The following is a 23,215-nucleotide window of genomic DNA, read 5'->3' as shown; positions in this document are numbered from 1 at the left end:
GCGATGACGGATTTCATCGAACAATTCGGTGTCTGGGGCGGGCTTGGCATGGCCGTGGCGCAAATCCTCGCCTTTGCCATCGTCCTCCTGATCTCGCTGGCCTTCCTCCTGCTGATGGACCGCAAGGTCTGGGCGGCGGTACAGATGCGCAAGGGCCCGAACGTGGTCGGCGCGTTTGGTCTGCTGCAGTCTTTCGCTGATTTCTTCAAATTCGTGTTCAAGGAAATCGTCGTGCCGGCCGGGGCGGATCGCTCGCTCTACCTGTTGGCGCCGCTGATCACGCTGATCCTTGCCTTCGTGACCTGGGCCGTGGTTCCGGCCGCACCGGGCTGGGTGATTGCCGACCTCAATGTCGGCCTGCTCTACCTGTTCGCCATGTCGAGCCTGGGTGTCTACGGCATCATCATCGGCGGCTGGGCCTCGAACTCGAAATATCCTTTCCTCGGGGCGCTGCGTTCGGCGGCTCAGATGGTCTCCTACGAGGTCTCGATCGGCTTCATCATCGTCACGGTGTTGTTGTTTGCCGGATCGATGAACCTGTCCGAGATCATCGAAATGCAGGCGGGCGGCTTCTGGAACTGGAATGTGTTGTCCTTCCACGCCTGGCCGATGCCGATGTTCCTGGTGATGATCCCGATGGCGGTGATCTTCTTCATCTCGGCCCTGGCCGAAACCAACCGTCCGCCGTTTGACCTGCCGGAAGCCGAGTCGGAACTGGTGGCGGGTTATCAGGTCGAATACTCCTCGACCCCGTATCTCCTGTTCATGGTCGGCGAGTATCTCAACATCGTGCTGATGTGTGCGATGACGTCGATCCTCTTCTTCGGCGGCTGGAATGACCCGTTCGGCCTGGACGTGTCGGGCTGGCCCTACCTGGCCTCGCATGCGTGGTACTTCTTCTGGTTCGCCGCCAAGATCGTCTTCTTCTTCTTCATGTTCGCGATGGTGAAGGCCTTGGTGCCACGCTACCGCTACGACCAGCTGATGCGGCTGGGCTGGAAAATCTTCCTGCCCATCTCGCTCGCGGCAGTCGCCCTGGTCGGCGCCGCCGTCGTTTACGGACCGCAGGGGTAAGTCATGGGACGCATTCAACAAGCATTTCGCGGCGCGCTCCTGATGGACTTCTGGTCCGCCTTCGGGCTCGGCATGCGCTATTTCTTCGCCAAGAAGGCGACGCTGAACTACCCGTTCGAAAAGGGACCGCTCAGCCCGCGCTTCCGCGGCCAGCACGCGCTGCGTCGCTATGCTAATGGCGAAGAGCGTTGCATCGCCTGCAAGCTGTGCGAGGCCATCTGCCCGGCCCAGGCGATCACGATCGAAGCCGAGCCTCGTTCGGATGGTTCGCGCCGTACGACTCGCTACGACATCGACATGACCAAATGCATCTATTGCGGTTATTGCCAGGAGGCATGCCCGGTCGATGCAATCGTGGAAGGCCCGAATTTCGAATTCGCCGCCGAGACCCGCGAAGAACTTTTCTACGACAAGGCAAAACTGCTCGAGAACGGCGATCGCTGGGAACGGGAAATTGCCAAGAACCTGGAACTCGACGCGCCTTACCGCTGATGCGGTGGGTGTGTCCGGGACGCATTTGAGAGGACGAGGGCACCATGCTCGCTAACCTGGCTTTCTGGGCCTTTTCCGGAGTGGCGATCTTTTCGGCCTTGATGGTCGTGATCGCGCGCAACCCGGTGCGGTCGGTCTTGTTCCTGATCCTGGCCTTCTTCTCGGCGGCCGGGCTGTTCGTGCTGCTCGGCGCGGAATTTCTCGCCATGCTGCTCATCGTTGTCTATGTCGGCGCGGTCGCGGTCTTGTTCCTGTTCGTCGTGATGATGCTGGATGTCGACTTCACCGAGCTGAAGCAGGGCTTTTTGAGCTATCTGCCATTGGGCGGGCTGGTCGCCATCATCCTGGCCGTCGAGCTGGGCATGATCGGCATGACCTGGCAGGCCTCCGACCAGGCGATGGCGCTGCGTGATGCGGCCATTCCTGAGGGCATGACCAATATCGAGGCGCTCGGCCTCGTGATCTACGACCAATATGTCTATTTCTTCCAGGCTGCAGGCCTTGTGCTGCTGGTCGCCATGATCGGCGCCATCGTGCTGACCCTGCGCCACAAGCCGGGCGTGCGTCGCCAGAGCGTGTCGGCCCAGGTCGGTCGTGATCGCAAGGACGCCGTGACCATGCATGACATCAAGCCGGGACAGGGGATTGGGGAATGATGGACGTCGGACTGGGACATTATCTCGCCGTCGCCGGTGTGCTCTTCACCATCGGGGTCTTCGGCATTTTCGTGAACCGCAAGAATGTCATCATCCTGTTGATGTCGGTCGAGCTGATCCTGCTCTCGGTCAATATCAACCTGGTGGCCTTCTCGGCCTTCCTCGGCGATCTCGCCGGGCAAGTGTTCGCACTCTTCGTCCTGACCGTGGCGGCCGCTGAAGCGGCGGTCGGTCTGGCCATTCTCGTCGTCTATTTCCGCAACCGGGGTGATATCTCGGTTGAGGGCGTCAACCTGATGAAGGGCTAGGGGATCATGGCACCCATTATCGTCTTCGGGCCGCTCCTCGCATCGGCCTTTGCCGGCCTTCTCGGCAATCATGTCGGCCACCGTACGGCGCAGATCGTCACGACCTTCTTCGTGCTCTTGTCCTTCGTGCTGTCGGTGATCACCTTCTTCGACGTCACCTATGGCGGCAATGCCCAGACCATTCATCTGGCGACCTGGATGAGCGTCGGCGCGTTCGACGTCTCCTGGGCGATCAAGCTGGACAGTCTGTCAGCCGTGATGCTCGTCGTGGTGACCTCGGTCTCCTCGCTCGTTCACATCTATTCCTGGGGCTATATGGAGCACGACCCCCACCGGGCGCGCTTCTTCTCCTACCTGTCGCTCTTCACCTTCGCCATGCTGTCGCTGGTGACCGCCGACAACTTCCTCCAGCTCTTCTTCGGCTGGGAAGGTGTGGGACTGGCCTCCTATCTGCTGATCGGTTTCTGGTATAAGAAGAAGTCGGCCAATGATGCGGCCATCAAGGCCTTCGTGACCAACCGGGTCGGCGATTTCGGCTTTGCCTTGGGCATCATGGCGATCTTCCATGTCTTTGGCTCGGTGAGCTTTGACGATGTCTTCGCGGCTGTGCCCGAACACACCGATGCGGTGCTGGCCTTTGCCGGCATGGAGCTCAATGCGATCGAGTTGATCGCCTTCCTGCTCTTCATCGGCGCGATGGGCAAGTCGGCCCAGTTCTTCCTCCATGTCTGGCTGCCGGACGCGATGGAAGGCCCGACGCCGGTCTCCGCGCTGATCCACGCCGCAACGATGGTCACCGCCGGTGTCTTCCTGGTCTGCCGGGCTTTCCCGATCTTCGAGAATGCCGAGGCGGCTTCGGCCTTCGTGACGGTAATCGGTGCATCAACCGCGCTGTTCGCGGCGACGGTTGGTGTGGCGCAGAACGACATCAAGCGCGTGGTCGCCTATTCGACCTGTTCGCAGCTTGGCTACATGTTCTTTGCCGCCGGCTTGGGCCTCTATGGCGCCGCGATGTTCCACCTGTTCACGCACGCCTTCTTCAAGGCGCTGTTGTTCCTCGGCTCCGGCGCGGTCATCCACGGCGTCCACGACGAGCAGGACATGCGCAAGATGGGCGGCCTCTACAAGATGATGCCGATGACCTGGCTGATGATGCTCATCGGTACGGTCGCGCTGACCGGTGTCGGTTTCTCCTTCGGGGCCCTGGGCCTTCTGCCTTGGGATCTGGGCTTTGCCGGCTTCTTCTCCAAGGACGCGATCATCGAGGGCGCCTTCATGGCGGGCCGCGAAGGTGTCTTCTTCGGCATCCCGGCCTTCTGGATCGGCTGTGTCGCAGCCCTCCTGACGAGTTTCTACTCCTGGCGCCTGATCTTCATGACCTTCCACGGCAAATATCGGGGTCCCAAGGACGTTTACGATCACGCCCACGACCCGAAATTCGCCATGGCGATGCCGCTGGTCGTGCTGGCTGTCGGCGCGGTCCTGGCGGGCGGTCTCTTCAAGTCGGATTTCATCGGCGAGAATGCTGGTCATTTCTGGCACGACGCCGTCCCGGCCGCCTCGCACGGCCCGGCCGTTGCCGGTGATCACGCTGTGGCTGACAGCCAGGTTGACGACCATGCCATAGCCGATGATCACGCAACCGAGACAAGTCATGACGCGCCGCCATCACAAGTGGTCGCGGATACCCACGCCGTCGTCGATGATCACGCCGAAGAGGCCGAAGGCGATCATGGTGGCGGACATCATCCGCCGACATGGGTCTTGCTGTCGCCTTTCATCGCGACCCTGATCGGCTTTGCCATGGCGATCTGGTTCTACCTGGTCAATGAAGGCATGGGCGCGCGCATCGCGGCGCGTGGCGGTCCGCTTCATTCCTTCCTCTACAACAAGTGGTATGTCGACGAGATCTACCATTTTGTCTTCGTACGCGGTGCCAAGGCACTAGGTGACCTGTTCTGGAAAATCGGTGATGTGAAGCTGATTGACGGTCTTGGCCCCAACGGCGTCGCCGGCACGACGTTGGCGGCGGCGCGCCGCCTGGCCAAGGGCCAATCCGGTTTCCTCTATCACTATGCATTCGTCATGCTGATCGGCGTCCTGGGCTTCACGCTCTGGATCCTGATCGGGCAAGGGGGTCTTTAAATGTTCGGCGAATTTGAAGCCTTCCTGTCTATCCTGACCTTTGTCCCGGCGCTTGGTGCGCTGGTCATTGCGATCTTCCGGTTCACGGCCCGATCCGAGGACCAGGGTCTGATCGACCGCAATTCGCGTTGGGTGGCTTGGCTGGCGACTATGGTGACGCTGGGCATGTCGATCCTGCTTTTGGCCAATTTCGATGCCGAAGCTACCGGCTTCCAGTTCGTGCATGAAGTGACCTGGCTCGAGCAAATCGGTCTGGGCTATCGCATGGGCGTGGATGGGCTGTCGGTTCTGTTCGTCGTCCTGACCGCTTTTCTGATGCCGCTCTGCATCATGGCGTCCGGCGCGATCAAGAATCGCGTTGCTGACTACATGATCGCCTTTCTGCTGCTGGAAACCCTGGTTATCGGCGTCTTCTGTGCGCTCGACTTGGTGCTCTTCTACATCTTCTTTGAAGGTGGTCTGATCCCGATGTTCCTGATCATCGGTGTCTGGGGCGGCCAGAACCGGGTCTATGCCGCGTTCAAATTCTTCCTCTACACCCTGCTCGGCTCGGTGCTGATGCTGGTCGCGATGATCGTCATGTTCCTGCAGGCCGGCACAACCGATATCACTGTGTTGCTGGAGACTGACTTCGCGCGTAATGCGCAAATGTGGATGTGGCTGGCCTTCTTCGCGTCATTTGCCGTGAAGATGCCGATGTGGCCGGTCCATACTTGGTTGCCCGACGCCCACGTCCAGGCCCCGACTGCGGGGTCGGTCATCCTGGCCGGCGTGCTGTTGAAGCTCGGCGGTTACGGCTTCCTGCGCTTTTCCTTGCCGATGTTCCCGGAGGCGAGCGCCTATTTCGCGCCGATGGTCTTCGTCCTGTCGATCATCGCCATCATCTACACCTCCCTGGTGGCCTTCCGGCAAACCGATATCAAGAAGCTGATCGCCTATTCCTCCGTCGCCCATATGGGCTTTGTGACGATGGGTCTGTTCGCGATGAACGAGACCGGTGTCCAGGGCGCCATCTTCCAGATGATCTCGCACGGCGTGATCTCCGGCGCGCTCTTCCTCTGCGTCGGTGTCATTTATGACCGGATGCACACGCGGGAAATCGCCTTTTATGGTGGACTGGTCCACAAAATGCCGGTCTTTGCGGCGATCTTCGGCCTGTTTGCCATGGCCAATGTCGGCCTGCCTGGCACGTCGGGCTTCGTCGGCGAGATCATGACCATGGTTGGTGCCTTCCAGGTCAATTGGTGGATCGCTACCGGTGCGGCAACCGGCGTCATCCTGTCAGCGGTCTACATGCTGACTGTCTACCGCGATGTCGTGTTCGGTGAGATCACCAATCCCAAGCTCGAGACCATCACCGATATCAACCGGATGGAGTGGCTGATCTTCATCCCGCTCATCATCGGTACGCTGGTGCTCGGCCTGTTCTCGACCCTGATCACGGATGTGACGGCCACGGCCGTCGATCATCTGATTTCCAACTATGATGCGGCACTTGCCGCCTCAGCCCAGTAGGAGCAGCCAGTCATGACGGCGGACATGCTTTCCCACGACTTGTCGCTTCTGATCCCGGAACTTGTCCTGGCGGGCGGTGCGATGACGCTGCTGATGCTTGGCGTTTTCCTCAAGGGTGATCGCACCGAGACCCTGGTCCAGTGGCTGGCCATCGGCCTTCTGGTCGCCGCCGGCCTGTCGGCACTTTTCCTGGTCAGCGGTGAGGGCACGGCCTTCAATGGCAGCTTCATCTTCGACAGCCTGGCCCGTTTCTCCAAGACCGCCATCGCGCTCGTCGCGGCGATCGCCATGCTGCTCGCCATGCCGTATCTGAAGGCCGAAAAGCTGGGCAAGATCGAATACCCGGTCCTGGTCACACTGGCCGTGACCGGCATGGTGATGATGGTGTCGGCCAATGATCTCATTGCCATGTATATGGGTATCGAGCTGCAATCGCTGGCGCTCTATGTGCTCGCCGCCTTTAACCGCGACAGCCTGCGCGCCTCGGAAGCCGGCCTGAAATATTTCGTGCTTGGTGCACTGTCGTCGGGACTGCTCCTTTATGGCGCTTCGCTGGTTTATGGCTTTGCTGGCTCCACCGGTTTCGCCGATATCGCCCTGGCGGTGCAAAGCGGCAGCAATGTCGGCCTCACGGTCGGGCTGGTCTTCGTGATCTGTGGTCTGGCGTTCAAGGTTTCGGCGGCTCCCTTCCATATGTGGACCCCGGACGTCTATGAAGGCGCACCGACCCCGGTCACCGCCTTTTTTGCAACAGCGCCGAAATTCGCGGCCATTGTCCTGCTCGCCCGCGTGCTGATGGAGCCCTTTGGCGCGGTCGTCGAGCAGTGGCGCGACGTCATCTGGATCATCGCTGTCCTGTCGATGGCGGTTGGCGCCTTTGGTGCCCTGACCCAGCAGAACATCAAGCGCCTGATGGCCTATTCCTCGATCGGCAATATGGGCTATGCGCTGGTCGCCGTGGCCGCTGCCAGCCAGACCGGGCTGTGGGCATTGCTGGTCTTCATGACGCTCTACATGGTTGGCGTGATCGGCTCCTTCGCCGGTATCCTGTCAATGCGGACGCGTGAAGGCATGGTCGAGCAAATCTCCGACCTGGCCGGCCTGGCGCAGAAAAATCCGGGCCTGGGCTGGTCGATCACGGCCTTGATGTTCTCGATCGGCGGGCTGCCCTTCATGGTCGGCTTCTTCGGCAAATTCTTCGTCGTCTATGCCGCCGTCCAGGCCGACCTGATGATCCTCGCCGTACTCGCGGTGCTCTTCTCGGTGGTGGGCGCGGCCTATTATCTGCGCATCGTCAAGGTGATCTGGTTCGATACCTCAGAGGTCGAATTCGTGCCGTCGGCGGTCTCGACCTACTGGATTGCCCGCATTGCCGGCCTTGCGACGGTGCTGTTGCTGCCGGTGCTCGGCTGGCTGGTCTTCCGCGCCTATTCGGTCGGCCTGGCGCTGCTCTAGCGCCTTGCCCGACCTGCAACCCCGTATCGAATGGCTCGAGGAAACCGCCTCGACCAATGCCGATATCCGGGAGAGGGCCGTTGCCGGTGAGCGCGGCCCGCTCTGGCTGGCGGCGCGGCGGCAGACGGCGGGGCGTGGCCGGCGCGGGCGTGTCTGGTCCGGTCTGACCGGCAACCTCTTCACGACGGGCCTCTACACACTGCAGTGTGAGCCGGCGCGGGCCGCCGAATTATCCTTCGCCGCGGCGTTGGCGGTTGCGGCGGTATGCGACAGCGCTACCCGGGATCCGGCGCTCACGCGTCTCAAATGGCCCAATGATGCGCTCACGGGCGGTCGCAAGGTGGCGGGTATCCTGCTGGAAAGCGGGCCGGCGCCCGGCGGCGGTCTGTGGCTTGCCGTTGGTATTGGCATCAATCTCGCCGAGGCGCCGGATGATGCCGAGCGTCCGGCAACCGCTCTGGCGCGCCATGGCCGGACCTTGGCGCCGGATAACGCGCTTGTGACCTTGATTGACGCCTTCGAGCGCGAACGACAGGCTTGGCATTTGGCCGGCTTTGGACCGATCCGCGATCGTTGGCTGACCCGCGCTCACGGCCTCGGAGAGCGCTGTGAGGCGCGCCTGGAGGGCGAGACCGTCAAGGGCGTGTTCGCCGATCTTGGCCCTGATGGCGCGCTGCGACTGGACTTGGTTGGCGGCGGTCGCCGGTATATCTCCGCAGGTGATGTGTTTTTCCCCGGGCCGGGGATGAAAGGATAGCCATGCTGCTCGCCATCGATTGCGGCAATACCAATACGCTGTTCGCCATCCATGATGGCAGCGACTGGGTCGCCCAATGGCGCTCAGGCACCGACTCGACGCGCACGGCGGACGAGCATGCCGTGTGGCTGTCGCAATTGATGGCGCTGCAGGGGCGTGCCTTTTCCGACATTACTGACTGCGTGATTTCGACCGTCGTGCCGCAGGCCCTGTTCAATCTGCGCAACCTGTCGCGACGCTATTTCAGAACCGAACCGGTGATCGTCGGCGAGCCGGGCGTGCGCATGGATATCGAGGTCCGGCTCGAGCGGCCGCAGGATGCCGGTGCCGACCGCCTGGTCAACGCGCTGGGTGCGCGGGCGGTCTATGACGGCGCCCTGATCATCATTGACAGCGGCACTGCCACGACCTTCGACGTGATCGCAGCCGATGGCGCCTTTGAGGGCGGCATCATCGCGCCGGGGATCAATCTTTCGATGCAGGCGTTGCACGTTGCGGCCGCGAAACTGCCGCGCGTCGCCATAGCCAAGCCCACCAGGGTGATGGGCAAGGATACGGTGTCGGCGATGCAGTCGGGCGTCTTCTGGGGCTATATCGACCTGATTGACGGGCTGGTACAGCGTCTCAAGACCGAGTACGCCCAACCCATGACCGTGGTCGCGACCGGCGGCGTCGTCTCGTTGTTTGACGGAGCCTCGAAAGCCATCGACCACTATGACGCGGATCTGACCATTCGCGGCCTTCTCGAAGTCTGGAAACTCAATGGCGGTGCCGATACGTGACCGATAGCCTCTACTTCCTGCCGCTGGGCGGATCGAACGAAATCGGCATGAACCTCAATCTCTACGGTTATGGACCGCAGGGAAAACAAAAATGGATCATCGTTGATTGCGGCGTCACCTTCGGTGACCTGTCGACGCCCGGTGTCGATCTGATCATGCCCGATCCCCGTTTCATCGAGGAACGTCGTGATGACCTGATCGGCATGGTGCTGACCCATGCCCATGAAGACCATATGGGGGCCGTCGCCCATCTCTGGCGCAAGCTGCGCTGCCCGATCTGGGCAACGCCCTTCACCGCTTGGCTGGTGCGTGACAGGCTCCGGGAATACGGTTTGCTGGACGAGGTCGAACTGCACGAGGTCGCACTCGACAGCCGCTTCAATCTCGGCCCGTTCGACTTGCAACTGGTGACCCTGACCCACTCGATTCCGGAACCGAACGGGATCGCCATCCGCACCCCGGCCGGCATGGTCCTGCACACCGGCGACTGGAAAATCGACCCGGCGCCGATGATCGGCGAGGTCACTGACGGCGACGCCATTTCCGCCATTGGCGATGAAGGCGTGCTGGCAATGATTTGCGACAGCACCAATGTGTTCTCGCCGGGCGAGAGTGGCTCGGAGGGCGATGTCCGTGACGAGCTGATCAAGGTGGTCGGCGAGCACAAGACCGGCAAGGTCGCCATCGCCGCTTTCGCCTCCAATGTCGCGCGCCTGCAATCCTCGATCGAGGCTGCCGAAGCCAATGGGCGCCGGGTTTGTCTGGTCGGGCGCTCGATGCACCGCATGACGGCGGCCGCCAAGGCGGTTGGGCTGCTGCAGCACGTCCAGGACTTCATCGGCGAAGAGGAGGCGGGCTTCCTGCCGCCGGAAAAAATCCTCTATCTGTGCACCGGCTCCCAAGGCGAGCCCCGCGCCGCCCTGTCGCGCATTGCCGCCGGCAATCACCGCAATGTCTCGCTCAGCAACGGCGATACGGTGATCTTTTCCAGCCGGGTGATTCCGGGCAATGAGCTGGGCATTTTCGAGCTGCAGAACCAGCTCGCCGAGCGCGGTGTCCACATCATCACCGAGAAGACCCGGCCGATCCACGTCTCCGGCCATCCCTGCCGCGACGAGCTGGCGCAGATGTATGCCTGGGCCAAGCCGCAAGTCGCCATCCCGGTGCATGGCGAGCGCCGTCACCTGCTCGAACATGCTGATTTTGCCCGCGAGCTGCAGGTGCCGCACGCGGTCTCGGTGCGCAATGGCGACATGGTCGAAATCCGGTCGGACGGGACGGCCTCCATCATTGATGAGGCACCGGCCAGCCGGCTTCATGTCGACGGCAATTTCCTGGTGGATGCCGGTGCGGCCTCGATGCGTGAACGCCGCAAGCTGGCCCATGCCGGCCAGGTAACGCTGGCGATGGCCGTCAGCGAGAAGGGCGAGATCATGTCCGGTCCGGAAGTGCGTCTGCAGGGCGTGCCGGAGGATGCCGAAACATCGCTCGATGATTTTGCCGATGCCATGGCCGACGAGGCCGAGCGCGCCTTCGAGCGCCTGTCCAAGCGCGATCGCCGCGATGTGGAACTGGCCGAGGAAGAGGTCCGCCGCGCGGTCCGTCGCGAGGCAAGCCGGATCTGGGGCAAGAAACCCTGGGTCGAGATCATGATGCTGGAAGTCTGACCAAGGGAGATCGTCGATGAAAATCGGACGTTTGAACCATGTTGGCGTGGCCGTCCCTGATATCGAGGCGGCCAAGAAAACCTATGCCGATCTCTACGGCGCCAGTGACGCCACCGAGACGAAGAATTTCCCGCATCTGGGCGTGAAGGTGGCCTTCGTCCATCTCGACAATTCCGAGATCGAGCTGATCGAACCGTCCGGCGAGACGAGCCCGCTTCACAAATTTCTCGAGCGCAATCCCAAGGGTGGTCAGCACCATCTCTGCTTCGAGGTCGCCGATATCATCGCTGCCCGCGATGACATGGTGGCCAAGGGCGCGACCGTTCTCGGCACGGGCGAGCCCTATATCGGGGCGCATGGCGTGCCGGTGATCTTCATCCACCCCAAGGACAGCCATGGCCAGTTGATCGAGCTGATGCAGGAGCCGGCGCGATGAAACGCTATATTGGTTATCTGCCGGTCGCCATCGCCGCCATTCTTTGGCTCAAGGGCTTCTTCATCCGCGATGGCGGGGTCGGAGTCATCAATGGTCTGGTGGTTTTCCTGATCGTCTGGTGGCTGTTCTTCTTCATGATGCTGCCGATCGGTGTGCGGTCACAGGAAGAGGCCGGCGATGTCGTCTCCGGCTCCGAGCCGGGGGCGCCACAGGCCCCGAACCTGGCCCGCAAAATGTGGTGGACCACGATCGTGACTTCGATCGCCTGGATTCTCTATTTCGCGATCACCGAGAGTGGTGTGATGGCGCAATTCATGCCGACCCGGTTCTACTGAGACACGGATTTGACAGCAGGGCATCCGGACCGGGGAGCGAGCCGGAGGCCGACCATTGAGGGGACATTCAATGACCGACAGTTCGCAACAGGCCGGTGGCAAACGTCGCGGCGCCTTCACCCGTTTTCTTGATGGTGTGGAATGGCTGGGCAATCTCCTGCCTCACCCGGTGACGCTGTTCGCCCTTCTGGCAGTCGGTATCGTGCTGTTGTCCGGCCTGCTGGGTTCGTTCGGTCTGGCCGTTGAAGACCCGCGACCGGCCGGCGGACGTGGTGTCGCAGAAGACGGCATGATCCGGGTGGTCAGCCTTATGAATGGGGATGGTGTTCGCCGGATTTGGACCAGTCTCGTCACCAATTTTACCGGCTTCGCGCCGCTTGGCGTTGTCCTGGTGGCGATGCTGGGAGTCGGTGTGGCCGAGAAGTCCGGCCTGCTGTCAGCGGCGGTTCGCGCCATGGTCCTGTCGGCGCCGCGCCATGTCGTCACGGTCGCCATCGTGTTTGCCGGGATTATCTCCAACACGGCGTCCGAGGTTGGCTATGTCGTTCTGATCCCGCTCGCCGGCGCAATCTTCTACGCGCTCGGACGGCATCCCTTGGCCGGCATGGCGGCGGCCTTTGCCGGTGTGTCCGGCGGCTATAGCGCCAATCTCCTCATTGGGACGATTGATCCGCTGCTGGCCGGCATTACCCAGGAAGCGGCCCGCCTGATCGATCCGGACTATGTCGTAGTCGCGACGGCCAACTGGTATTTCATGTTCGTCTCCACCTTCCTGATCACTGGCATCGGGTCGCTGGTCACGATCTTCATCGTCGAGCCGAAACTGGGCGATTACGATCCGTCGCGGGCCGACGACACGGTGCTCGACAAGAACATGATGCAGCCGCTGCAGGACACAGAGCGCAAGGGGCTTGGCTGGGCCGGTCTTGCCATTCTCGGCGTCTTTGCCCTGATGGCGCTGACCCTCGTTCCCGAATGGGGCGTATTGCGCAATCCTGAAACCGGCGACCGCATCAACTCGCCCTTCTTCCGCGGCTTCGTGGTCTGGATCCTGATCTTCTTCGTGGCGGGCGGCTATGCCTATGGCCGCGCGACCGGGTCGATGAAGACTGATCGCGACGTCATCAACGCGATGGCGGCGGCACTCGGCTCGCTCGGTCTCTATATCGTCCTGGTCTTCTTTGCTGCCCAGTTCGTCGCCTTTTTCGGCTGGACCAATCTCGGTGCCATCACGGCGGTGACCGGTGCCCAATTCCTGCAGGACAGCGGGCTGACCGGACCGCTGGTCTTCTTCCTCTTCATCCTGATGTGTGCGGTCATCAACCTGTCGCTCGGCTCCGCCTCGGCTCAATGGGCCGTGACGGCTCCGATTTTCGTGCCGATGCTGATGCTGATCGGCTATGCCCCGGAAGTGATCCAGGCGGCCTACCGGATCGGGGACTCAACGACCAATATCATCACGCCGATGATGAGTTATTTCGGCCTCATCCTCGCCTGGGCGACGCGCTATGACCGTAATCTCGGGGTCGGCACGCTGATTGCGATGATGTTGCCGTATTCGATCTTTTTCATATTGTTCTGGTCCGGCTTCTTTTTCCTGTGGACGTTCGGATTTGACCTGCCGGTTGGGCCTGGCTCGCCGACCTATTATCCGGCCGGCGAGTAGCCCCGGGGGCGCTAGCTTCGATTGACCCGCGCCGCAAAGCACCCGTGCGCGGCATTGTGGACGTCGATATAGGCGACGTCCTCGCGGGCCAGGGCAGTCTGGATCTTGCTGGTCGGGTCACCATCCAGCGATAGGTCGGCACCGACCAGCATGCCGGTCTCGTCAAATAGGCGCAGGGCGAGGGGGCGGCCGCGCATCACCGGCGGAATTTCGTCGTGATAGCGGGCGGCTTCCCTGGCATTTTTTCGAACATAAATCGCATAACTGCTGCGATAGGGTGTTCCAGCCGAATGGCTCTCATAATTGAGCAGGAGCAGGTCTTCGCCCGGTTCGGCATCTTCCAGGGTGACCCGGCAGGGAAAGCCCGGCTTGGCGTTCGCGGTCGTGCGGACGATCTCGCGGGCGGCGAGGGTTTTATCGTCGAGGCTGAAGAGGGGCGTGAAGGCGTCCGGTGCGAGGCCGGTGATCGTGAAGGGCATGGCAAGTCTCCGCGTGATTTGACGCCGGCACGCTGCCGCGTTCGGCCGGCGGCGCCCACCCGTTACTTGCGATAGGACCGCGAGGTGCCGCGGCACGTGGTAGTTTGCGCGTGCGGGGACAAAGGTGCATGCCGATTTTGCGATCACATTTCGTATCAGGACTTGCCAAGCGGCTCGATATGACAGACGTTCGTGTTGTGAACATTGTTCACCAATTCGCGTTGCGCTATCAAGGAACAACGCAAGACACGTTTGGTCGCTCCTGGGGAGGAAACGCGCCATGGCATCGCTTCGCGATCTATATCCGATGCAGGACATCGACAAGAACTGGTCGGTGCCGGAACAATTCAACGCCACTTTCGACTTTGAGTATGACGAAGGTCGCTCGACCCTCATGCACCTGTACCAGAAGGGCAAGGACATGCAGTGGGATGCGGTCAATCGCATCGACTGGACGCTCGAGTTGGACCCGGAAAACCCGATGCAGCTGCCTGATGAAGGCATCGCGCTGCACGGCTCTCCGATGTGGGAGAAAATGACGAAAAAGGAACAGATCGAGTTCCGCCGTCATGCCCAGGCCTGGAATATCTCGCAATTCATGCAAGGCGAGCAGGCTGCTTTGATCTGCGCTGCCAAGATCGTCGAATCAGTGCCCGATCTCGACGCCAAATTCTACGCCGCCACCCAGGTCATGGACGAGGCCCGCCATGTTGAGGCCTACAAGAATCTGATGACCAAGTTCGGCGTCGCCTATCCGATGACCGAACCGCTGCGCCAACTGGTCGACCAAGCCCTGCGCGACAGCCGCTGGGACTTTACCTATCTGGCCATGCAGGTCGTCATTGAAGGCCTGGCCCTGGCCGCCTTCGGCACGATCCGTGATCTGGCCCAGAATCCGTTGGCCAAGATGGTCAATGCCTATGTGATGGAAGACGAGGCGCGCCATGTTGCCTTCGGTCGCCTGTCACTGCGCGACTATTATCCCCACCTGACCCAGGCCGAGCGCGACGAGCGCGAGGAATTCCTGGTCGAGGCCTGCTACCACATGCGCGACCGTTTCCAGGCGCGGGAAGTCTATGAAGTCATGGGCTTGCCGGTGGAAGAATGCGTCGCCTGGGCCGAGCAGTCGGAAATGAACAAGTTGTTCAAGACCTTGCTGTTTCAGCGCATCGTACCGGTGGTCAAGGATGTCGGCCTGTGGGGACCGAAAATCCAGGCCGCCTATGCCGATATGGGCGTGCTGCATTATGCCGACCAGGATCTCGACGCCCTGGCCAAGCAGGACGAGGAAATCGCTAGGGAGCTCGACACCGTCAAGCACCAGGACGTGCGCACAGCCTATGTGCATGCGGTAGGTGGCATGGCCGAGTAGGCCGGACCGGCTCACACACAGTATCCCGGACTTGGGGCCTCGCATTGCGCGGGGCCCTTTTCTTTTGGGGATCAGACTCCGTCGACATCCATGGCGCTATGCACAACTGCGAGCACGTCAATACCGTTATCGCGGATGCGATAGAAAACAATGTGCGCATTGTGGCGGAATGACCGCGAACGATCGGCGACGTCATCGCGTGCACGCCCGGTCGTCGGGTGTTCCGCGAGCCAGCTGAAGCGGGCGTCCAAGCTGCGCAGATAACTCTGACATTGCGCATGGCCCCACTTCTGCGTGGTGTAGCGGGCGGTGGCTTTGAGATCTGCAACGGCGCGTGGCGTAAGCCGCACACGTTGTGTCATGCCTCTCGCCCAGCCTCGGCGATGATGGCTTCGATATCGTAGTGATCAATAAAGGCTTCCTGGTCCGCTTCGCCAAGGCCTTCTCGGACATGGCGTTGCAGGGCAGCAAGTCGTGCGCCGCGTCCTTCGAGTTCTCGCAGGGCAGCCCGCACGACTTCACTGGCGGTGCCATAGCGACCGCTTGCGACCTCATCCCGGATGTAGGATTCCCAGTGGGGGCCGAGGGAGAGGCTGGTTGATGCCATGATTGTGCTCCTGGATATTCAAAATGAATATAACGGCAACTTGGCCAAGCGACCAGTGAAAACCGGGCGCGCTTGCGCGCGTTGGGCCATAGACCGCTTGTTAGCCAGCGGGCCGCATCCGTGTCTTCAGGTCAAGGGCGCCGCAGGCGCCGCTTCGCGGACAAGTCCCTTGAGCTGAAGACACGGATGCGGCTTTCTCTCGGCAAGCGATTTATGGATGGCCTCGCGCGGCGCGCCCTTAGTTGAGTTGTGGCGCCAGCCTCCACCCCCTCAACTCTCCCCAAACGCATAGGGCGAGGCCCTCAGCTGGTGCGGATCCATGGTCAGCTTTCTGTTGAGCGGCGGGAAGGCGCGCTGGGCGCAGTCCTCGCGTTCGCACAGGCGGCAGGCGAGGCCGATCGGGGCGGGGCGGGCGTCGCCCATCCCGTCTGCGTGGGCGATCTTGCCGGCATTGTCCCAATCACAGCCCAAGGCAATCGCGTGCAGGGTTGGCGGCTGGCCGGTCGGGCCTTGCGTCGACTGGCCTCGGGCGAGCGACAGCATGCGGGTGCCGTCGGGCAGTTCGAAGGACTGGGTCAGGATCCGCTCGGGCATCCGCAGCGCGTCGTAGAGATTCCATTTCGGGCAGCCGCCGCCGGCGCGGGCAAAGGGCATGATGCCGCCGCCGAAGCGTTTGGAGACATTGCCCGCCGCATCGACGCGGATCATGAAGAAGGGTAGGCCGCGCGCGCCGGGGCGTTGCAGTGTCGTCAGGCGATGACAGACCTGCTCATAGCTGGCTTCGAAACGGCGTTGCAGCACGCCGAGATGATAGCGATGGGTCTCGGCGGCGCGGTGGAAGGCGGCATAGGGCATTTGTACGGCGCCGGCGAAGTAGTTCGCGAGGCCGATCTTCAGCAGGCGCCGGCCTTCGGCGCTGGGCAGGTCGATCTGGTCGCACAGCCGGTCCAGCAGCTCTGCCTGCTCCAACGACGCCAGCACAACCGCCATGTGAAAGCCGCGCGAGGCGGGGGCGAGTGTTTCCGACAGCAGCAGGCGGCGACCGTGGAAATCGAGGCGCCGCCGCGCCCCGGCCATCACCTCTTCATCAAGCACACGCACCGTGAAGCCATGCTGTTCCTGCAGATAGGCGGCCAGCGCCTGGTCGCGATTGCGGCTGCGCAGCCCGGCCCGGTCGCACAGGGCCTCGGCGGCCTCTTCGAGATCCGGGAAGTGATTATGATGGGCGTCGATGGCATTGCGCACCGATTCCAGCACCGCCCCGGGACCGCCGGTCGTCGCACCGGGGCCAGACATGCGGGTCGCCATGTCAGCGGTCGCGGTCGCCATTTCGCGATAGGATTGGAAGAGGCGGGTGAGGGCCTCGGCGGCGCGCGGCTGGCTGTCGGCCAGCTCGTTGAGCTCCATCCGGTCCAGCTCCAGACCGGCAAGGACCGGGTCGGCGGCGGCTTCGGCCAGGTCGGCAATCAATTGCCGATCGCTCTCATTGGCAAAGCTGCGGACATCGACATCGAAGGCTTCGGCCAGGGCCAGCAGTACCCGCGCGGTGACCGGTCGCTGATTGCGTTCCAGGAGGTTGAGATAGCTCGCCGACAGGCCCAGCACCTCGGCGGCCTCGGCCTGGGTCATGCCGCGTTCGCGCCGCAAACGGCGCAGGCGGGCGCCGGCGAAGATTTTCTCGAAAGCCTGGTTGTCGCTCATGATTTGTACCAATATTTACAAACTGACATCAACACATTGTAATGATCATACACGCAAACCTCTTTATAGGAAAAGCCATATCGACAGGCCCCGTTCCGTTTGACAGCTTGAGGTCAATATCAAGCCAGCCAAACCGGCCAAGCCGGAACGGAGACAAAAATGACGACTTTTGCGGAACTGGTCCCCAACACGGCCGATGATCGTTTCAACGGTATCGAGCGTCCCTACTCCCCCGAAGATGTGCAAAAGCTGCGCGGCTCGGTCACCATCAGCCAGACCTTGGCCGAGCGCGGTGCCAACAAGCTGTGGGAACTCCTCAAGACCGAGCCCTACATCAACGCTCTGGGCGCGCTGTCGGGCAACCAGGCCATGCAAATGGTCCGCGCCGGGCTGAAAGCCATCTACCTGTCCGGTTGGCAGGTTGCCGCCGACGCCAATACCGCCGGCACGATGTATCCGGACCAGTCGCTCTATCCGGCCAATTCGGCCCCGGAACTGGCCAAGAAGATCAATCGCGCCCTGCAACGCGCCGACCAGATTGAAGTCAGCGAGACCGGCGAAGCCAGCCGTGACTGGTTTGCCCCGATCGTTGCCGATGCTGAAGCCGGTTTTGGTGGCACGCTGAACTGCTTTGAGATCATGAAGGCCTTCATCGAGGCCGGTGCTGCCGGCGTCCATTTCGAGGACCAGGTCGCGGCGGAAAAGAAGTGTGGCCATCTCGGCGGCAAGGTCCTGATCCCGACCAGCCAGCATGAGCGCAATCTCGCTGCGGCCCGTCTCGCCGCCGACGTGATGGGTGTCTCGACGATCACGGTTGCCCGGACAGACGCCGAATCTGCCAATCTCATCAATTCCGATATCGACGAGCGCGACCATGAATTCATCGATTTCGATGCCGGACGGACGCCGGAAGGCTTTTTCCGCCTGAAGGAAGGCGTTGGCGTTGATCACTGCATCAAGCGTGGCCTGGCCTATGCCAAGATCGCCGACCTGTTGTGGTGGGAAACCTCCAAGCCGAATCTCGACGAAGCCCGCCGTTTCGCCGAGGCAGTCCAGAAGGAATTCCCGGGCAAGATGATGGCGTATAATTGCTCGCCGTCCTTCAACTGGGAAGCCAATCTCGACAAGGCCACGATCGAAACCTACCAGCAGGAACTCGGCGCCATGGGCTACAAGTTCCAGTTCGTGACCCTGGCCGGTTTCCACCAGCTCAATCACGGCATGTTCGAACTGGCTCGCGGCTACAAGTCGCGCGGCATGGGCGCCTATTCCGAGTTGCAGCAGGCCGAGTTTGCTTCGGAAAAAGACGGCTACACCGCGACGCGCCACCAGCGCGAAGTCGGCACCGGCTATTTCGACAAGGTCTCGCTCGCCATTTCCGGCGGCACGGCCTCGACCACGGCCATGGGTGAGTCCACCGAGTCGTCCCAATTCGCAGCCGAGTAACGCCACACTCACTGCTCCTTGCCGGGGTGCGATCCCTCCGAGCGCACCCCGGTCTTCTCTCCGCCCCATCCAGGAGACTGACATGACCCTCATTGCCCCTTCCGGCGTCGAAGTCCTGGGCCATCTCGAGCCCGGCTATCGCGACATTCTCAGCCATGAAGCGCTCGGCTTCCTGGCCGGCCTGCACCGCCGTTTCGAAAAGCGTCGCCAGTCCCTGCTGCGCTATCGCAAGGAGCGCCAGGCCGAACTCGACCAGGGTGCCTTGCTGATGTTCCCGCACGAGACCGTCGATATCCGTTCGGGCGAATGGAAGGTCCGTCCGGCCCCTGCCGACCTGCAGGACCGCCGCGTCGAGATCACCGGTCCGGTTGATCGCAAGATGGTCGTCAATGCGCTCAATTCCGGCGCCAAATGTTTCATGGCCGATTTCGAGGATGCGACCGCACCCTTGTGGTCGAACCTGATCGAGGGCCAGATCAATCTGCGCGATGCCAATCTGCGCGACATCGATTTCACCGATCCGAAGAATAACAAGCGTTACCAGGTCAAGGATGATGCGGCAGTGCTGATCGTCCGTCCGCGCGGCTGGCATCTCGACGAGCGCCATGTCCATGTCAACGGCCAGGCCATTTCCGGCTCACTGTTCGATTTCGGCCTCTATGTCTTCCACAATCACGCGGCCCTGAAGGAACGCGGCACGGCGCCGTATTTCTACCTGCCCAAGCTGGAAAGCCGGCTGGAAGCGCGTCTGTGGAGCCTGGTCTTCCAGCATGCCGAGGACGAACTCGGCCTGGAGCGTGGCACGCTGCGCGCCACCGTGCTGATCGAGACCCTGCCGGCCGCCTTCGAGCTGGATGAAATCCTCTACGAGCTGAAAGACCATATCGTCGGCCTCAATTGCGGTCGTTGGGACTATATCTTCAGCTATATCAAGCGCTTGAAGTCACGCCCCGACCATGTCCTGCCGGATCGGTCTGCCGTGACGATGAGCGTGCCCTTCATGGCTGCCTATTCGCGCCGCGTGGTGGCGGTCTGTCACCGCCGTGGTGCCCACGCCATGGGCGGCATGTCGGCCTTCATCCCGGTCAAGAATGATCCGGAAGCCAATGCCGCCGCGACCGAGAAGGTCCGTGAGGATAAGCTGCGCGAAGTCAAGAATGGGCATGACGGCACCTGGGTCGCTCACCCGGACCTGGTCCCTGTCGCGATGGAGGTCTTCAACCAGCACATGAAGGGCCAGAACCAGCTGGAGCGTCCCGCCGATCCGCATGAGCGTCCGGTGACCACGCAGCAATTGCTCGAGGCTCCGGCCGGCGACATCACCGATGCCGGCGTCAACGACAATATCGACGTCGCCATCCGCTATATTGCCGCTTGGCTGGGTGGTCGCGGTGCCGTGCCGATCCGCAATCTGATGGAAGATGCCGCGACGGCCGAGATCGCCCGCGCCCAGCTCTGGCAATGGCGCACATTCGGCAAGTCGACCGCCGAAGGTGTCGAGCTGACCGGCCCGATGCTGGAGAACAAGATCGAGGACATCTGTTCCGCGATCCAGGACGAGGTGCCGGACCAGGCCGAGCTGTGCGACCGTATCCGTGCTGCTGCCGACATCCTCACCGAGTTGGTCCTGTCGACCGAGTTCGCCGAATTCCTGACCCTGCCGGCCTATGACCGGCTGACCTCGGAACTCAAGGCTCCGATGAAGCTGATGGAATTCGAGGACTAGTCAAACAATGAGCTGATGACGGTTGGTCGTCTCAGGCGCGGGGTCCGGGTGAGGTCGAAAAGACCGGCCCGGGCCCCGCATTTCGTTTAACCGGTCACGCTCGGCGCCCCCGGCATCCGATAACCGCACAGATCCGCCAGCTTCCAGCCCGTGGCGGTCTGTTCGAAACGACAGGTCATGTAATCGCCGCGATAAGTACCCCAGGGCAGCGGCGCGTCGGCCAGCGCGGTTTCCACGGGTGGGGCGACCCGGTCATGGGCGCGCTGCGGATAGACCAGGACCTGGCGCGAGGTTTCCGTCGCAACAAAGCCGGGATCGTCGAAAATGCACAATGGGGGTTGGCTCAGCATGCCGGTGACCGTGCCGCGTGTATTGCCGTCACTGCCCCAGACATGGCTGCGCACCATCGGATCGCGCGAGATGAAGGCGTTTTGCAGCAGGCCCGGCGCCATCGCGTCGGCGACCGCGGTTTCATTGTGGCTGATGATCGCGGAGAAGGCCGCCATTTCATAGGTCATCGGCGCCCGACACATGGGAACCGTTTCTGTCGCACAGGCTGACAGACCCAACACGGCGGTGGTGGAGGCAAGCGCTAAAACACGTTTCATCGATTCTTCCGGTTTGCGATCAGGTCGTCTACGACGCCCGGGTCGGCCAGTGTAGACGTGTCACCGAGATTGCCAAACTCGTTCTCGGCGATTTTGCGCAGGATGCGGCGCATGATCTTGCCGGACCGCGTCTTGGGAAGGGCGGGCGCGAACTGGATCAGGTCCGGTGTCGCGACCGGACCGATTTCCTGGCGCACCCATTTCTTCAACAGCTCGACATCCCCATCAGCCGGTTCACGGCCACCCATCAGCGTGACATAGCAGTAGATGCCCTGACCCTTCACATCGTGCGGATAGCCGACCACGGCGGCTTCCGCGACATCGTCATGGGCGACCAGTGCGCTCTCGATCTCGGCCGTACCCAGACGGTGGCCGGAGACATTGAGCACATCATCGACCCGGCCGGTAATCCACCAATATCCGTCCTCGTCGCGGCGTGCGCCGTCACCGGTGAAATAATAGCCGGGATAGGTCGAGAAATAGGTTTCCACGAAGCGGTCGTGATCGCCGTAAATGGTCCGCGCCTGACCTGGCCATGACTGGCAAATGACCAGATTGCCGCTGGCCGCGCCACTGTCGCTGACGCGCTGGCCTTCTGCATCCATCAGGGCGGGTTCGACCCCGAAGATCGGTGTGGTGGCAGAGCCGGGCTTGAGATCGGTCGCGCCGGGCAGGGGCGTGATCAGCGCACCGCCCGTCTCGGTCTGCCACCAGGTGTCCACGATCGGGCAGCGGGCCTCACCGACCACGTTGTAATACCAGTTCCAGGCTTCCGGATTGATCGGTTCGCCGACCGTTCCGAGCAGGCGCAGCGAGGCGCGGGCGTGCTTCTTCACCGGCTCATCGCCTTCGCGCATTAGGGCGCGGATGGCGGTCGGGGCGGTGTAGAACGTGTTGACCTGGTGCTTGTCGACGACCTGCCACAGACGGTCCGGACCGGGCCAGGTCGGCACGCCTTCGAACATCAGCGTGGTGGCGCCATTGGCGAGTGGTCCGTAGACGATATAGGTGTGCCCGGTCACCCAGCCGACATCAGCCGTGCACCAATAGATTTCGCCTTTTTTGTAATCGAAGACGTATTCATGCGTCATCGAGGCCCAGACCATATAGCCGCCGGTTGTGTGCAAAACGCCCTTGGGCTTTCCGGTCGAACCCGAGGTGTAGAGGATGAAGAGCGGGTCCTCGGCTTTCATCGGTTCGGGCGGGCATTCGGGACTGGCCGCCTCGACCAGTGATTCATAGGCGACATCGCGGCTGTCATCCCACCCGACCGGCCCGCCGGTGCGCTTGACCATGATCACCGTGTCGACAATGCCGGCGGTCGCCACTGCCTTGTCGACATTGGCCTTCAGCGGGATCGGCTTGCCACCGCGCAGGCCTTCATCGGCGGTGATCACGAAACGGCTTTCGCAATCGGTGATGCGGCCGGCCAAGGCGTCTGGCGAAAAGCCGCCAAAGACGACCGAGTGAACGGCACCGATGCGGGCACAGGCCAGCATGGCATAGGCCGCTTCCGGGATCATCGGCATATAGATCGTGACCCGGTCACCCTTTTTCACGCCGATCGATTTGAGCCCGTTGGCGAGGCGGCAGACCTGTTCGTGCAGCTGGCCATAGGTGATGGTGGCATCGATGGTCGGGTCGTCGCCCTCCCAGATGATGGCGGTATCGTCGGCGCGTTCGGGCAAGTGCCGGTCGATACAATTGGCCGAGGCGTTCAGCGTGCCGTCGGCGAACCAGCGGATGTGCAGGTCGGCCTTGTTCCAGCTGACGTCCGAGATCTCGGTGAAGGGGGTCATCCAGTTGATCCGCTGCGCCTCCTCCCGCCAAAAATCATCGGGCGTCTCGATCGAGCGGCGATACATGTCGGCATAGCGTGCGGCATCAATGCCGGCGGTCGCGGCACGATCGGCGGGGACCGGGAATAGGGCGTTCGGATCGGTGTGGGACATGGTCGGGCTCCGCGCGGGTCAGCACTTCAGGGTCGC

General features: G+C 62.0%; 22 protein-coding genes. 16 read left to right on the top strand and 6 right to left on the bottom strand.

All coding sequences use genetic code 11. The annotated features are described in order from the left end of the window. Positions 1 to 3 precede the first annotated feature (3 nt). The 13 genes from nuoH to C7435_RS04635 all read left to right on the top strand — a co-directional run bounded on the left by nuoH (position 4) and on the right by C7435_RS04635 (position 13,288). Positions 4 to 1,074, top strand: coding sequence for an NADH-quinone oxidoreductase subunit NuoH (nuoH, locus tag C7435_RS04695; RefSeq protein ID WP_121210233.1), 1,071 nt, complete (start codon positions 4 to 6; stop codon positions 1,072 to 1,074). 3 nt (positions 1,075 to 1,077) lie between these two features. Next, positions 1,078 to 1,566 carry an NADH-quinone oxidoreductase subunit NuoI gene (gene nuoI / locus C7435_RS04690; protein WP_011643302.1) on the top strand — a complete coding sequence of 163 codons (489 nt, stop codon included), beginning with the start codon at positions 1,078 to 1,080 and terminating at the stop codon, positions 1,564 to 1,566. A gap of 44 nt (positions 1,567 to 1,610) precedes the next feature. Beyond that, positions 1,611 to 2,222 (top strand): NADH-quinone oxidoreductase subunit J, encoded by a 612-nt coding sequence (locus C7435_RS04685; RefSeq protein ID WP_075190697.1) that lies wholly within the window; start codon positions 1,611 to 1,613, stop codon positions 2,220 to 2,222. Beyond that, a complete protein-coding gene (nuoK, locus tag C7435_RS04680; RefSeq protein WP_121210232.1) occupies positions 2,222 to 2,530 on the top strand; it encodes an NADH-quinone oxidoreductase subunit NuoK in 309 nt (102 codons plus the stop codon). Before C7435_RS04685 ends, nuoK begins: the two co-directional genes overlap by 1 nt. 6 nt (positions 2,531 to 2,536) lie before the next feature. Continuing rightward, positions 2,537 to 4,675, top strand: coding sequence for an NADH-quinone oxidoreductase subunit L (nuoL, locus tag C7435_RS04675; RefSeq protein WP_121210231.1), 2,139 nt, complete (start codon positions 2,537 to 2,539; stop codon positions 4,673 to 4,675). Further along, positions 4,676 to 6,190 carry an NADH-quinone oxidoreductase subunit M gene (locus tag C7435_RS04670; protein WP_121210230.1) on the top strand — a complete coding sequence of 505 codons (1,515 nt, stop codon included), beginning with the start codon at positions 4,676 to 4,678 and terminating at the stop codon, positions 6,188 to 6,190. Between the two features lie 12 nt (positions 6,191 to 6,202). Continuing rightward, positions 6,203 to 7,645 carry an NADH-quinone oxidoreductase subunit NuoN gene (gene nuoN / locus C7435_RS04665; protein ID WP_121210229.1) on the top strand — a complete coding sequence of 481 codons (1,443 nt, stop codon included), beginning with the start codon at positions 6,203 to 6,205 and terminating at the stop codon, positions 7,643 to 7,645. Positions 7,646 to 7,649: 4 nt separating this feature from the next. Further along, the gene (locus tag C7435_RS04660; protein WP_121210228.1) at positions 7,650 to 8,402 is read left to right on the top strand and encodes a biotin--[acetyl-CoA-carboxylase] ligase; all 753 of its coding nucleotides are present in this window, start codon (positions 7,650 to 7,652) and stop codon (positions 8,400 to 8,402) included. Between the two features lie 2 nt (positions 8,403 to 8,404). After that, positions 8,405 to 9,184, top strand: coding sequence for a type III pantothenate kinase (locus C7435_RS04655; protein WP_075190691.1), 780 nt, complete (start codon positions 8,405 to 8,407; stop codon positions 9,182 to 9,184). Positions 9,185 to 9,231: 47 nt separating this feature from the next. Continuing rightward, entirely contained in the window at positions 9,232 to 10,851 is a 1,620-nt protein-coding gene (locus C7435_RS04650) for a ribonuclease J (protein ID WP_407658336.1), read from the top strand. Positions 10,852 to 10,867: 16 nt separating this feature from the next. After that, complete coding sequence (gene mce / locus C7435_RS04645; protein WP_121210226.1) at positions 10,868 to 11,287, top strand: methylmalonyl-CoA epimerase; 420 nt, start codon at positions 10,868 to 10,870, stop codon at positions 11,285 to 11,287. Continuing rightward, positions 11,284 to 11,622, top strand: coding sequence for a DUF1467 family protein (locus tag C7435_RS04640; protein WP_083635167.1), 339 nt, complete (start codon positions 11,284 to 11,286; stop codon positions 11,620 to 11,622). The genes mce and C7435_RS04640 overlap by 4 nt, the downstream gene beginning before the upstream one ends. A 70-nt stretch (positions 11,623 to 11,692) precedes the next feature. After that, complete coding sequence (locus C7435_RS04635; protein ID WP_075190688.1) at positions 11,693 to 13,288, top strand: AbgT family transporter; 1,596 nt, start codon at positions 11,693 to 11,695, stop codon at positions 13,286 to 13,288. 11 nt (positions 13,289 to 13,299) lie between these two features. Here C7435_RS04635 and C7435_RS04630 read toward each other — a convergent pair whose 3' ends face one another. Then, positions 13,300 to 13,767: a DUF1203 domain-containing protein gene (locus C7435_RS04630; RefSeq protein ID WP_121210225.1), complete on the bottom strand. Its 468-nt coding sequence runs from the start codon at positions 13,765 to 13,767 to the stop codon at positions 13,300 to 13,302. Positions 13,768 to 14,047: 280 nt separating this feature from the next. On the opposite strand from C7435_RS04630, the gene C7435_RS04625 reads away from it, so the two are divergent. Further along, positions 14,048 to 15,139 carry a ferritin-like domain-containing protein gene (locus tag C7435_RS04625; RefSeq protein ID WP_121210224.1) on the top strand — a complete coding sequence of 364 codons (1,092 nt, stop codon included), beginning with the start codon at positions 14,048 to 14,050 and terminating at the stop codon, positions 15,137 to 15,139. Positions 15,140 to 15,210: 71 nt separating this feature from the next. On the opposite strand, the gene C7435_RS04620 is transcribed toward C7435_RS04625, so the two are convergent. The 3 genes from C7435_RS04620 to C7435_RS04610 all read right to left on the bottom strand — a co-directional run bounded on the left by C7435_RS04620 (position 15,211) and on the right by C7435_RS04610 (position 17,447). After that, positions 15,211 to 15,501 carry a type II toxin-antitoxin system RelE/ParE family toxin gene (locus tag C7435_RS04620; protein WP_121210223.1) on the bottom strand — a complete coding sequence of 97 codons (291 nt, stop codon included), beginning with the start codon at positions 15,499 to 15,501 and terminating at the stop codon, positions 15,211 to 15,213. After that, positions 15,498 to 15,746, bottom strand: coding sequence for a type II toxin-antitoxin system ParD family antitoxin (locus C7435_RS04615; protein WP_121210222.1), 249 nt, complete (start codon positions 15,744 to 15,746; stop codon positions 15,498 to 15,500). Before C7435_RS04615 ends, C7435_RS04620 begins: the two co-directional genes overlap by 4 nt. Before the next feature lie 270 nt (positions 15,747 to 16,016). Beyond that, positions 16,017 to 17,447: a helix-turn-helix domain-containing protein gene (locus C7435_RS04610; protein ID WP_121210221.1), complete on the bottom strand. Its 1,431-nt coding sequence runs from the start codon at positions 17,445 to 17,447 to the stop codon at positions 16,017 to 16,019. 159 nt (positions 17,448 to 17,606) lie between these two features. On the opposite strand from C7435_RS04610, the gene aceA reads away from it, so the two are divergent. Next, positions 17,607 to 18,893, top strand: a complete 1,287-nt coding sequence (gene aceA / locus C7435_RS04605; protein WP_121210220.1) for an isocitrate lyase — start codon at positions 17,607 to 17,609, stop codon at positions 18,891 to 18,893. Between the two features lie 82 nt (positions 18,894 to 18,975). Then, positions 18,976 to 20,619, top strand: a complete 1,644-nt coding sequence (aceB, locus tag C7435_RS04600) for a malate synthase A (RefSeq protein WP_121210219.1) — start codon at positions 18,976 to 18,978, stop codon at positions 20,617 to 20,619. 86 nt (positions 20,620 to 20,705) lie between these two features. Here aceB and C7435_RS04595 read toward each other — a convergent pair whose 3' ends face one another. Both C7435_RS04595 and acs read right to left on the bottom strand, forming a co-directional pair. Beyond that, a complete protein-coding gene (locus C7435_RS04595) occupies positions 20,706 to 21,227 on the bottom strand; it encodes a hypothetical protein (RefSeq protein WP_147422626.1) in 522 nt (173 codons plus the stop codon). Beyond that, on the bottom strand, positions 21,224 to 23,179 hold the full coding sequence (gene acs, locus C7435_RS04590; RefSeq protein ID WP_121210217.1) for an acetate--CoA ligase: 1,956 nt from the start codon (positions 23,177 to 23,179) through the stop codon (positions 21,224 to 21,226). The genes C7435_RS04595 and acs overlap by 4 nt, the downstream gene beginning before the upstream one ends. Positions 23,180 to 23,215: the final 36 nt, after the last annotated feature.

Source organism: Maricaulis maris (genome assembly GCF_003634045.1).
Lineage (GTDB): Bacteria > Pseudomonadota > Alphaproteobacteria > Caulobacterales > Maricaulaceae > Maricaulis > Maricaulis maris.
Note: the sequence above shows the minus strand (reverse complement) of the source record. Positions and strands in the feature narration are given on the sequence as shown.